Origin of the sequence: Nocardiopsis halotolerans DSM 44410 (assembly GCF_000341065.1) — a bacterium.
Taxonomy (GTDB): Bacteria; Actinomycetota; Actinomycetes; order Streptosporangiales; family Streptosporangiaceae; genus Nocardiopsis; species Nocardiopsis halotolerans.
In genome coordinates this window covers 1-11,476 of sequence record NZ_ANAX01000027.1, presented here as the reverse complement: position 1 = coordinate 11,476, position 11,476 = coordinate 1, and the positions used below count along the sequence as shown (strand labels likewise).

Here is an 11,476-nt window from a genome sequence, read left to right as displayed (position 1 = left end):
GGCGGTAACAACCAATGGGTGATCACGTGCTGGGTGTCGCCATGAACGGCGTCACCGGACGCATGGGGTACCGGCAACACCTGACCCGGTCGGTCCTGGCCATCCGCGAGGCGGGCGGGCTACGCCTGCCCGACGGCTCCCGGATCGTCCCCGAGCCCATCCTGGTCGGGCGCTCCGAGCACAAGCTGCGCGAGATCGCCGAACACCACGGAATCGAGCGGTGGTCCACCGACCTGGACACCGTGCTCTCCGACGACGACATCACGATCTACTTCGACTCACAGATCACCCACGCCCGCGAGGCCGCCGTACGCGCCGCCATCGCCGCGGGCAAGCACGTCTACGTCGAGAAGCCCACCGCGAGCACGCTCAGCGCCGCCCTGGAGCTGGCCAAGCTGGCCCGCGACGCGGGCGTGCGCAACGGCGTGGTCCAGGACAAGCTGTTCCTGCCCGGCCTGCTCAAACTGCGCAGGCTGATCGAGAGCGGCTTCTTCGGGCGGATCCTGTCGGTGCGCGGCGAGTTCGGCTACTGGGTCTTCGAGGGCGACTGGCAGCCCGCGCAGCGCCCCAGCTGGAACTACCGCGCCGAGGAGGGCGGCGGCATGGTGCTGGACATGTTCCCGCACTGGCACTACATCCTGGAGCACCTGTTCGGTCCGGTTCGGGCGGTCACCGCCAAGGTGGCCACCCACATCCCGCGCCGCTGGGACGAGAGCGGCCAGCCCTACGACGCCACGGCCGACGACTCCGCCTACGGCATCTTCGAGCTGGACGGCGGCGTCATCGCCCAGATCAACTCCTCCTGGAACGTGCGCGTGGCCCGTGACGAACTCGTGGAGTTCCAGGTCGACGGCACCCACGGCAGCGCCGTGGCGGGCTTGCGCTCCTGCCGCGCCCAGCACCGTTCGGCCACGCCCAAGGCGGTGTGGAACCCCGACCTGGAGGATCTGGGCCGCTACCGCGAGCAGTGGGAGCCGGTGCCCGACAACACCGAGTTCCCCAACGGCTTCCGCGCCCAGTGGGAGGACTTCCTGCGTCACGTGGTCACCGGCGCCCCCTTCCCGCACGACCTGCTCTCGGGTGCGCGCGGCCTGCAGATGGCCGAGGCCGGACTTCAGTCGGCGCGCACCGGACGCACGATCGAACTGGACGAGGTCACCCTCGCATGAACACACTCCTGCTACCCACCGCCGACGGCGGGATCGCCCCCCACACCCTGAGCGGCACCCCCGTCGACACCTCCCCACTCGCCCCCGCCCGCTCACGCACCGCCTACGCGGCGGCCCACGTGGTCGCCGACCCCCTGGCGCCCAACGCCCCCGGCGCCCCGGCCCGCCTGGACTGGGAGGCCACGTTGGCCTTCCGCCACCACCTGTGGGACCAGGGCCTGGGCGTGGCCGACGCCATGGACACCGCCCAGCGCGGCATGGGCCTGGACTGGGCGGCCACCGCCGAGCTGATCCGCAGGTCGGGGGCGGAGGCCGCCGCGCGCGGCGCCGCCCTGGCCTGTGGGGTGGGCACCGACCAACTCGATCCTTCGCATGCCACCTTGGAAAGCGTTATCACCGCGTACGGGGAGCAGCTCGACGTCGTCCAGGGCGCCGGTGCCACCCCCATCCTGATGGCCTCACGTGCCCTGGCCGCGATCGCCTCGGGACCCGACGACTACGCCAAGGTCTACGGCCACCTGCTGCGCCAGGCCGACCAGCCGGTCATCCTGCACTGGTTGGGCACCGCCTTCGACCCCGCCCTGGAGGGGTACTGGGGCTTCGCCGACCCGGCCGAGGCGATCGAGCCGGTGGCGGCCCTGATCGCCGAGCACGCGGCGAGGGTGGAGGGCATCAAGGTCTCCCTGCTCGACGCCGCGTTGGAGGTGCGGCTGCGGCGTCTGCTGCCCGAGGGGGTGCGCCTGTACACCGGCGACGACTTCGACTACCCCGATCTGGTCCTGGGTGACGAGCGGGGCCACTCCGACGCCCTGCTCGGGATCTTCGCCGCGATCGCCCCGGCCGCCGCACGCGCCCTGGTCGCCCTGGACGAGGGCGACACCGGGCGCTACCGGTCCCTGATGGACCCCACGGTCCCCCTGGCCCGGCACCTGTTCGCGGCGCCCACCTTCTACTACAAGACCGGTGTGGCCTTCCTGGCCTGGCTCAACGGCCACCAACCGGGGTTCCACATGGTGGGCGGGCTGCACAGCGCCCGCGATCTGCCCCACCTGGCCCGGGCCCTGTGCCTGGCCGACGCCGCCGGGGTCCTGACCGACCCCGACCTGGCGGCGGCCCGCATGCGGGCGCTCCTCGAGGTGTCTGGAGTGAAGCAGTGAGCACGATCCCCGACGACGCCGACGTGCCCGCCTCGCGGGCGTCGGCCTCCCCCGCCTCCTCCTCGCCCGTGGAGCCGGTCGTGCCCGGGGCCGTGGACGTGCCCTCCGGGCGGCCCGCCGCGGTACCCACGCCCGAGCCGGGCGACCCGGGGCTGGCGCGGCTCTCGCTCAACCAGGCCACCGTCAAGTACTGGAGCCTGACCCAGGCCGTGGACGGCTGTCTGCGCGCCGGAGTGCCCGCCATCGGGGTGTGGCGCGAGCCGGTCGCCGAGATGGGCCTGGCCAGGGCCGCCAGCCTGCTGCGCCGATCCGGTCTGCGCGTGTCCTCCCACTGCCGTGCCGGGTTCCTGACCAGGCCTGACCGGGCCGCGGCCCTGGAGGACAACCGGCGCGCCATCGACGAGGCCGCCGAACTGGGTGCGCCCTGCCTGGTCATGGTCCTGGGCGGTATGCCCGACGGTGACCGCGACCTGGTCGGGATCCGTGAGCGGGCGGCGGACGCCCTCGCCGAACTGGTGCCCTACGCCCTCCAGCGCGGGATCCGGCTCGCGTTGGAGCCCCTGCACCCGATGTTCTGCGCCGACCGCGCAGTGCTCTCCACGCTGGGTCAGGCCCTGGACCTGGCCGAACGCTTCGACGCGGCGGCCGTCGGCGTGGTGGTGGACGCCTACCACGTGTGGTGGGACCCGCAGGTGTGGGAGCAGATCGCCCGCGCCGGCGCGGGCGGGCGCATCGCCTCCTTCCAGGCCTGTGACTGGGAGCTGCCGATCCCCGCCGACGCCCTGCTGGGGCGGGGCATGGTCGGTGACGGCCACGCCGACGTGCGGGCCCTGCGCCGTGCGGTGGACGCGGCGGGCTACGACGGCGACATCGAGGTGGAGATCTTCAACGAGCGGGTCTGGGCGGCCGACGGCGACGACGTCATCGCCACCCTGGCCCGCCGCCACGTCCAGTACGTCCTGTGAGGTGTCCCGGGGGCGTGAGGACGCCCCCGGGCCCGGAGCTCAAGGAGTGAGCATGAACTTCGACGGAATCCTGTTCTTTCCCCTGACCCCCTTCGATTCCGGGGGAGGGGTGAACGAGGCGGTGCTGGCCGAGCACGTGGCCTCGGGTGTGGAGCACGGCGCGGGCGGGGTGTTCGCGGCCTGCGGTACCGGTGAGGTGCACGCCCTGTCGGCGGCCGAGCACGCCGCCGTGGTGCGGCGGTCGGTGGAGGTCACCGCGGGTCGGGTGCCGGTGGTGGCCGGTGCTGGCGGCAGTGTGGGCACCGCCATCGAGCAGGCGCGCACGGCCAGGGAGCTGGGGGCGGACGCGGTGCTGTTGCTGCCGCCCTACCTGGTGGGTGCCCCGCAGCGGGGGCTGGTGGAGTACGTGCGCACGGTGACCTCGGCCGTGGACGTTCCGGTGGTGGTCTACCAGCGCGGGTCGATGGTCTTCACCCCCCAGAGCGCGGCGGAGCTGGCCCGGATCCCGACGGTGGTGGGGATCAAGGACGGGGTGGGTGATCTGGGGCGGATGCACCAGATCGTGTTGGCGGTGCGCGAGAGCCGGGGCGGGGAGTTCACCTTCTTCAACGGCCTGCCCACGGCGGAGCTGACGGTGGCGGCCTACCGGGCGGTGGGGGTGCCGTTGTACTCCTCGGCGGCGTTCGCGTTCGTGCCCGAGGTCGCCACGGCCTTCTACACCGCCTTCCACTCCGGTGACCCGCTGGCCGACACGTTGACGCGCGAGTTCTTCGAGCCGCTGGTGCGGTTGCGTGATCGGACGCCGGGGTACGCGGTGTCGCTGGTCAAGGCGGGCGCCCGGTTGCGCGGGGTGGACGTGGGCGGGGTGCGGGCCCCGTTCGTGGATCCCACCGCGGAGGAGGAGACGACGTTGGCCGAGCTGATCGAGACCGGCCTGGCCCTGGTCAAGGGGGCCTGAGCGTGCGGGTCACCGAGGTCGGCGCCCGGGCCTTCCGGTTGCCGCTGCACCGGTCCTGGGACGGGGGTGTGGACCGCAACGACGTCGTGGTGGTGCGGGTGGCCACCGACGCGGGGCTGGTCGGTACGGGGTTCGCCTGGACCCCGTTGATCGGGGCCCGGTCGGTGGAGGCGCTGGTCAACGACGACCTGCGGCCCGTGCTGGTGGGTGGTGCGGCCCACCCGTCCCGGTGGGACGAGCTGCGTTGGCACCTGCGTGAGGCGGGGACCAGCGGGCTCACCCTGATGGCGCTGGCGGGGGTGGACATCGCCCTGTGGGACCTGTGCGCCCGCGCGGCGGGGTCGAGCCTGGTGGAGCTGGTGGGGCGGCGCCGGGACTCGGTGCCCGCCTACGGCAGCGGGGTGAACCTGGACTACTCCCTGCCCGACCTGCTGGAGCAGGTGCGCGGGTGGGTGGAGGCCGGGCACACGGCGGTCAAGATGAAGGTGGGTTCGCCCGATCCGGCCCGTGACGTGGAGCGGGTGGGGGCGGTGCGTGAGCTGGTCGGGCCGGACCGGTTGCTGATGGTGGACGCCAACCAGCGCTGGGACGTGGCCGGGGCCGCTCGCGCGTTGGCGGCCCTGGAGGAGTGGGATCCGCACTTCGTGGAGGAGCCCCTTCCGGCGGAGGACCTGGAGGCGCACGTTCGTCTGCGTGGGCGTACGCGGGTGGCGTTCGCCCTGGGGGAGAACCTGCGTACGGTCGCCGAGTTCGAAAGGGCCGTTGAGCTGGGGGTGTGTGACGTCGCCCAGCCCAACGTGGTGCGGGTGGGGGGCGTCACCCCGTTCCTGCGGATCGCGGAGTCGATGGCGCGCCGGGGTGTGCCGGTGGCTCCGCACCTGTTGCCCGAGCTGTCGGGGCAGCTGGCGCTGTGCCTGCCCCGGGTGGCCATGGTCGAGGACATCGACCGGGCCTCCTTCGCCGCGCTGGGGGCGTTGGCCCGCCCCAGCGGGGTGGAGTTCGACGGGGGGCGGGTGCGCGCCGACACCGGGCTAGGTCACGGCCTGGTGTTCGCCGACACGCTCACGCCGGTCGCGGACGCTTCCCCCTAGCACCGGGACGCGATCGGTGGGGGCCGGGGCGTCTCGTGGCTGTGGCGCTCCGGCCCCGTCCTGAGTACGGGTACTCAGGGCGGGGTGGGTGTGCGTACCGATGTGCGCGGTGGGGCGCGGTCCCTAGGTTCGGGGGCATGTTCTCCCTCCTGGTGGGCCACACGGCGATGGCCCTGCACTTCGTCTTCCTCGGTTTCGTCGTCTTCGGTGGTTTCCTGGCCTGGCGCTGGCCGCGCGTGTTCTGGGTGCACCTGTGCGTGGCCGCCTACGCGCTGGGCATCGTGATCGTCGACTGGCCGTGCCTGTTGACCGAGGTCGAGAACTGGTCGCGGTCGGTGACCGGGCGCGCGGTGATGGAGAACGGTTTCATCGACTTCTACCTGACCGGGACCCTGTATCCGCCCGAGCACCTGTTGACGTCGCGCGTGGTCATGGCGGGGGTCGTCGCGCTCTCCTGGGCGGGCGCGGGGTGGTTGCGTGTGCGGCGCCGCCCGCGGGAGCGGGCCGCGGTGGTGGGCGCTTCGTAGAAGCGGTTCGGGTGTGTGGCCATCCCGCGGAGCCGCGTTTGAGGCTCCGTTGGGTGGGGGCCGTGAGGTCCTTGCGCCCTCGCCGGTGCCGGTGGCCACCCCTTGGACCGTGTCGGGCGGGACCACCGGCGTGTGTGGGGCCGTGTCATCCGGTGGTGCGGCGGAACCGGTACCACTGGGGTGCGGTCCGGTTCATCGGCCATCCCAGGCCGTCGGTGACGGCGGCCTGGACCGTGAGGAGTTCCCATGCGGGGAGGGCGGCCTCGATCTGGGCCTGCGTGACGCCCTCGACGAGGCGCTGGTAGCGCGAGGGTCCGAAGGCGAGCAGGAGCAGGGTGGCCCCGGGCGCGGCCAGGGCCGTCGCGCCGCGCCCCTCGGCGGCCCGCTGGTCCGGGTCCAGGCCCTGGAAGCAGCCGATGTCGAGCAGGAGGTCGAAGGTGCCCAGGCCTGCTGACTCCAGGTCGGTGGCGTCGCCCACGGCGTAGGTGACCTCGGCTGGTCCCTTGCGGCGGGCGGCCTCGACCGCCTGCGGTACGACGTCGACGCCCACCGCCTCCCACCCGCGGCGGGCCAGTTCGGGGGTGAACTGTCCGCGTCCGCAGCCGATGTCCAGGGCCCGCCCGGGGGTGCCCGGACGCTCCCGGGTCTCGCGGTCGAGCAGGGCGCCGAGCTGCGCCCCGACGGCGGGGCCGTAGCGTTCCCAGGGGGTGAGGCCCAGACGGTACATCCACGCGTATTTCGTCATGGCCTCACGGTAGGTCGGCCTCTGGGCGGGTGCCGGTCGGCCCCCGTCGACCGTCGCCGGGGCGGCATCGCCGCACGTGCGGGGGGTGGTGTGTTCGGGGTCAGGTCTGTCCGGCGTCGTGGGACAGCAGTGCGATCTGGGTGCGGTTGTCCAGGTCGAGTTTGGTGAGGACGTTGGAGACGTGGGCCTTGACGGTGGCCACGCTCATGTACAGCTGGGCGGCGATCTCGGCGTTGCTGGAGCCCCGGGCCACGGCCAGGACGACCTCGTGTTCGCGGGGGCTGAGCCGGTCCAGCGCGGCGCGGGCGCGTTGGTGCGTGTCCGCCTGGGTGGCGGTGCGGTCCATCAGGCGCCGGGTGACGGACGCGGACAGGATGGGTTCGCCCTCGGCCACCCGAAGGACCGCGTCCACGATCCGCGCGGGCGGGGTGTCCTTGAGCAGGAAGCCGCTGGCTCCGGCGCGCAGCGCGTACACGATGTTGTCGTCGGTGTCGAAGGTGGTGAGCACGACGACCTCGGGCGGGGGCGTGCGCGCGCGCAGCCTGCGGGTGGCGGTGATGCCGTCCACGCGGGGCATGCGCAGGTCCATCAGGACGATGTCGGGGTGGTGGGTGTCGGCGGCGGCCAGGACCTCGTCGCCGTCGCTGGCCTCGCCGACCACGGTGATGCCCCGGACTCCGTCGAGCATCATGGTCAGTCCGCCTCGGACGAGGGCGTCGTCGTCGACGATGAGCACGCGCGGCGCAGGGTTCATGGCGGCCATGGTAGCCAGGCTTTCAGGTGGAAGCCCTCGTGTGTGAGCTCGTGGTCGAGCCGTCCCCCGGCCAGGCGTACCCGTTCGGTCAGTCCGACCAGGCCGGTTCCGCTGCCGGGCGGGGGTGTCCTTCGTGGGGGGTTTCGGGGCGGGGGGTTGTGCAGGTCGATGGTCAGGCCGTCGCCGGGTCCGCCCCCGGCCCGGACCCGGACCGGTTGGCCGGGGGCGTGTTTGCGGGCGTTGGTCAGCCCTTCCTGCCCCAGCCGGTAGGCGGTGCGGCCGGTGGCGGCGGGCAGGGCGGCGGGGGCGACCACCGTGTCGTGGAGGTCGACGTGTTCCCCTGCCGCGCGTGCCTCCTCCACCAGTCGGGGAAGGTCGGCCAGGACCGGTTGGGGGCGCCTGTCGGTCTCGGTGTCCTCCTCGCGAAGGACGCCGATGACCTCGCGCAGCTCGTCGAGGGCCTGGTGGACGCCGGTGCGCACCACCCCGGCGGCGCGGGAGAGCTGTTGGGGCGGGGCGTCGGGGCGGTATTCCAGGGCTCCGGCGTAGGTGGCCAGCAGGGACAGGCGGTGGGCGAGCACGTCGTGCATCTCGCGGGCGATGCGGGTGCGTTCCAGCATGCGTGCCTCGGCCACCCGGCGTCCCTGTTCGGCCTCGGCGCGGCGGGCGCGTTCGTGCAGTGATATCACCAGTGCGCGGCGGGCCCTGGCCAGGGCGCCCCAGCCCACCAGCGCGGCGTAGGCGATGGTGACCAGGACCAGCCACCAGATGTGGGGGATGGGGGTGCTGGGGTGGAGGAGTCCCTGAACGGTGTGGGCGGCGATCCCGGTCGCGGCGACGGTCACGGCGAGGGGGAGGGGTCGCTGGTGGGCGACCTGGAGGGCGCCCACCGCTGCCGCCGGGGTGGCGGTGGGGAAGAGGGCGGCGAGTGCGGACGCGCCCAGTGCCGCGGGGAGCGGCCAGCGCAGCAGGGTGGGGGAGAGCGCGCAGACCACGATGCCCGCGACCAGGTCCGTCCAGTGTTGCCAGGGGACGGTGTGGGCGTCCCAGCGGGCCCAGACCGTCGCCGCGACCTGGGCGCAGACCAGGGCGACCACGAGGGCCGGGGCCCAGGGGGAGGTCCTGCGCGCGGACGGGGTGGTGTCGTCGGTCCGGCTTGGCATCCGGTCAGCCTAGCCGCGTCAGGTGTGGGGCCGACACCGACCAAAGTCGGACACGGCCCCGTCTCCGGTTGGTCGGGGCGTCGCCGTGGGACCGATGCGGCGGCCGGGTCCGGGCGGGGAGTGTGGGGGTGGGACGCCGGAGAACGCGCCGAGGGGCGGGTCACGGTGTCCCCGGCGGCGGGTTCGGGCCCCGGGGTCTGGTCGGGCGACGCCCGCGCCGCGCCCCGGCGAATCCGGCCGCCGTTCCTTCCGAGCCACCCGAAGCGGGCCTCGGCGGCCACGTCCGGCCCTCCTGGGCCGCCTCACACCTTACGGAGAACCTCATGGCCCCCACCCAAAGCCGCGTTCCCAGCACCTCCTCCCGTACCGCGCCGCGGCGGGCCCTGACCGTGGCCGCCGCGGTGCTGGCGCCTTTGGCCCTGTGGGCTCTGGCGGTTCCGCTGCTGGGTGTGGATCTGACCGCCTTCCCCGGCGGGCGGGCCCGGACCGTGGGGCCGGTTGCGGTGGCGGTGGCGGGCCTGGTCGGTGCTGTGGCGGGTTGGTTGTTGCTCGTGGTGTTGGAGCGTACGGTGCGCAGGCCCGGGCGGGTGTGGACGGTCATCGCGTGCGTGGTGTTGGTGCTGTCCCTGGCCGGTCCGGCCACCGCCGGGGGCGGTCCGGTGGTTCTGCTGGTGCTGGAGGGGATGCACGTGTTGGTCGGGGTGGTGCTGATCGTGGGGTTGGGCCGTTCGGCCCGTTCCTGAGCACGTGTTCCTCGGAAGCGGGCCCCGTGAGGGTGGCGGCCGTTCACCCCGTCGGGTGCCCGCGTGAGGTGTTCGAAGCGAGTCATCGGTCGCTGGTGCCGTGGCGATCCCGGAACGCCCCCCCGGGGGGGGGCACGGTGACCGGCTCCTCGTTCCGGGTCGGGTGCTCAGCGGGTGGGCGGCGCGGTGCTCTCGCGTTCGACGACCTCGCCGCGCACGGTGACCACGCGTGGCTGGTCGCTGGGTTCGCCGTCCAGGGCGAGCGCGGCGGCCTGTTCGCCCATGTCCTCCAGGGGAAGGCGCACCGTGGTCAGCGCGGGGGTGAGGTCGCGCAGGGTGGGGATGTCGTCGAACCCGGCCACCGACAGGTCGGTGGGCACACGTAGCCCCAGGTCGCGCAGGGCGGCCATCGCGCCCGTGGCCATGACGTCGTTGACGGCGAACAGGCAGGTGGCGTCGGTGCCCACCGCCATCAGGCGGCGGGTGGACTCGTAGCCGCCGTCGCGGGTGAAGGCGCCGTGCACCACATTGTGGTGGGCCAGTTCCAGGCCCGCGCCCGAGAGGGCGGAGTGGAACCCGTCCAGGCGTTCGCGTGCCGTTCGCAGGTCGGTGGGTCCGGCCAGGATGGCGAACTCCCGGTGGCCCTGGGCGATGAGGCGTCGGGCCAGGTCGGCGGCTCCGGTGTGGTTGTCGGGGGTGACCGTGTCAGCGGGTAGTCCCTCCTGGGACACGCACGCCACCCGTCCGCCCTGGCGGCGGAACATGCGGATCTCCTCGGACAGGCGCCGGTTGCTCTCCTCGTCGGTGGAGCGTGAGCCGACCAGTACCACCGCGCGGGCCCGGTGGGCGCGCAGGGTGGCCAGGATGCGGCCCTCCCTCTGCGCGAAGCGGCTGGTGGTGCCCAGGACCAGGACCAGTCCCTGTTCCTCGGTGTGGCGGGTGACCCCCGAGGCGATGGAGGAGAAGTAGGGGTCGGAGATGTCGTGGACGATCAGTCCGACCAGGGAGCTGCTGTTGCGGGCCAGGGTCTGGGCCGAGGCGTTGGCCAGGTAGCCGAGTTCCTGGGCGCTGGCGGTGACCTTGTCGCGTAGGCGCTGGCTGACCTGGCGGGTGCTGCCGTTGATCACCCTGGACGCCGTGGCCAGGGACACCCCGGCGTGCTCGGCGACCTGTTCCAGCGTCACGTAACCGGACTCCACACCGCTCCCTCGTCTGCCTCGGCCCATGGGAAAACTCTTTCCTAGCCTAGCGGAGTCGCGGGTCCGTTCACGGACGCCCGGACGCCTCACGGGTGTCGTCGGTACCGGTCCGGGCGGTGGGCTCGGTGGCGTGGTCGTTGGTGGGGTCGCCCTGGGTGCGCAGCTGTTCACGCCAGGTTCGGGTGGGGGTCCAGCCCAGGGCGGTGCGGGCGGCCTGGGAGGAGAAGACGGCGCGGCCGTCGGCCAGGGCGGCGGCCACCGGGGCGGTGGTGGGGTGGTGCTGGGGCAGCAGGGTGTCGACCGGGCCGGGGGCCAGGGGGTCGGGGGCCATGGCGTTGAACACCTGGCCGCCGCTGACCTTGGCGGGGTTCTCGACGACCAGGGCGAACAGTTCGGCGGCGTCGCGCGCGTCGACGTAGTTGAACAGGGAGGTGGCGGCCAGGGACGGGTCGGCCAGACGCTCGGCCATGGTGTGTCCCAGCTGGGTGGGGGCGCCCTCCCACTCCTCGGGGGCGACCACGTATCCGGGGCGCAGGCATGACAGGACGCAGGTGGAGCTGGTGCGTGCCAGGGCGCGCACGGTGTCCTCGATGATGGCCTTGCTCAGGCCGTAGGCGTGCCAGGGCGCGACCGGGTGGTCCTCGTCCAGCGGCAGGTAGCGGGGGGCCCAGGAGGGGGTGTTGTACCCGTAGACGGTGGGGCTGGAGGCGGCCACGGCCGAGTGGGCGCCGTGGGCGACGGCGGCGGAGAGCACGGCCCAGGCCAGGCCGGTGTTGACCTGGAGGGTCTCCACGTCGGGGCGGGCGAAGGGTACGGCGATTCCGGCCAGGTGGATGACGGCCTCGGGGCGGGCCCGGGTGAAGGTCTCCTCCAGCGCGGCGGGGTCCAGCAGGTCGGCGGTGATCGCCTCGACGCCTTCGGGGAGGTCGGCCGTGGCGGTGTCGGCGGAGGTCACCTGGTGTCCGCGGTCGGCCAGGACGGTCACGACGCTGCGGCCGAGTCGTC

At 73.4% G+C, this 11,476-nt stretch carries 12 protein-coding genes; 7 read left to right on the top strand and 5 right to left on the bottom strand.

The window, feature by feature from the left end:
* Nucleotides 1–14 precede the first annotated feature (14 nt).
* The 6 genes from D455_RS0101740 (at nt 15) to D455_RS0101715 (ending at nt 5,867) form a co-directional block, all read left to right on the top strand.
* Nucleotides 15–1,169: a Gfo/Idh/MocA family protein gene (locus tag D455_RS0101740; protein WP_017569039.1), complete on the top strand. Its 1,155-nt coding sequence runs from the start codon at nt 15–17 to the stop codon at nt 1,167–1,169.
* Complete coding sequence (locus tag D455_RS0101735) at nt 1,166–2,326, top strand: dihydrodipicolinate synthase family protein (RefSeq protein ID WP_017569038.1); 1,161 nt, start codon at nt 1,166–1,168, stop codon at nt 2,324–2,326. The genes D455_RS0101740 and D455_RS0101735 overlap by 4 nt, the downstream gene beginning before the upstream one ends.
* Complete coding sequence (locus D455_RS0101730; RefSeq protein WP_017569037.1) at nt 2,323–3,291, top strand: sugar phosphate isomerase/epimerase family protein; 969 nt, start codon at nt 2,323–2,325, stop codon at nt 3,289–3,291. The genes D455_RS0101735 and D455_RS0101730 overlap by 4 nt, the downstream gene beginning before the upstream one ends.
* A 52-nt stretch (nt 3,292–3,343) precedes the next feature.
* On the top strand, nt 3,344–4,249 hold the full coding sequence (locus D455_RS0101725) for a 5-dehydro-4-deoxyglucarate dehydratase (RefSeq protein WP_017569036.1): 906 nt from the start codon (nt 3,344–3,346) through the stop codon (nt 4,247–4,249).
* Between the two features lie 2 nt (nt 4,250–4,251).
* On the top strand, nt 4,252–5,340 hold the full coding sequence (locus tag D455_RS0101720) for a mandelate racemase/muconate lactonizing enzyme family protein (RefSeq protein ID WP_017569035.1): 1,089 nt from the start codon (nt 4,252–4,254) through the stop codon (nt 5,338–5,340).
* Between the two features lie 137 nt (nt 5,341–5,477).
* Nucleotides 5,478–5,867: a DUF2784 domain-containing protein gene (locus tag D455_RS0101715; protein ID WP_017569034.1), complete on the top strand. Its 390-nt coding sequence runs from the start codon at nt 5,478–5,480 to the stop codon at nt 5,865–5,867.
* Nucleotides 5,868–6,012: 145 nt separating this feature from the next.
* On the opposite strand, the gene D455_RS0101710 is transcribed toward D455_RS0101715, so the two are convergent.
* The 3 genes from D455_RS0101710 to D455_RS0101700 all read right to left on the bottom strand — a co-directional run bounded on the left by D455_RS0101710 (nt 6,013) and on the right by D455_RS0101700 (nt 8,529).
* A complete protein-coding gene (locus tag D455_RS0101710) occupies nt 6,013–6,594 on the bottom strand; it encodes a class I SAM-dependent methyltransferase (protein ID WP_017569033.1) in 582 nt (193 codons plus the stop codon).
* 118 nt (nt 6,595–6,712) lie between these two features.
* Nucleotides 6,713–7,375, bottom strand: coding sequence for a response regulator transcription factor (locus D455_RS0101705; RefSeq protein ID WP_017569032.1), 663 nt, complete (start codon nt 7,373–7,375; stop codon nt 6,713–6,715).
* A complete protein-coding gene (locus D455_RS0101700) occupies nt 7,363–8,529 on the bottom strand; it encodes a sensor histidine kinase (RefSeq protein WP_017569031.1) in 1,167 nt (388 codons plus the stop codon). The genes D455_RS0101705 and D455_RS0101700 overlap by 13 nt, the downstream gene beginning before the upstream one ends.
* Before the next feature lie 323 nt (nt 8,530–8,852).
* On the opposite strand from D455_RS0101700, the gene D455_RS0101695 reads away from it, so the two are divergent.
* A complete protein-coding gene (locus D455_RS0101695; RefSeq protein ID WP_017569030.1) occupies nt 8,853–9,272 on the top strand; it encodes a DUF6069 family protein in 420 nt (139 codons plus the stop codon).
* A 167-nt stretch (nt 9,273–9,439) separates the two neighbouring features.
* On the opposite strand, the gene D455_RS0101690 is transcribed toward D455_RS0101695, so the two are convergent.
* Entirely contained in the window at nt 9,440–10,471 is a 1,032-nt protein-coding gene (locus D455_RS0101690; RefSeq protein ID WP_017569029.1) for a LacI family DNA-binding transcriptional regulator, read from the bottom strand.
* A gap of 67 nt (nt 10,472–10,538) precedes the next feature.
* On the bottom strand, nt 10,539–11,476 hold a 938-nt coding region (locus D455_RS28900; RefSeq protein WP_017569028.1), incomplete at its 5' end, for an NAD-dependent epimerase/dehydratase family protein.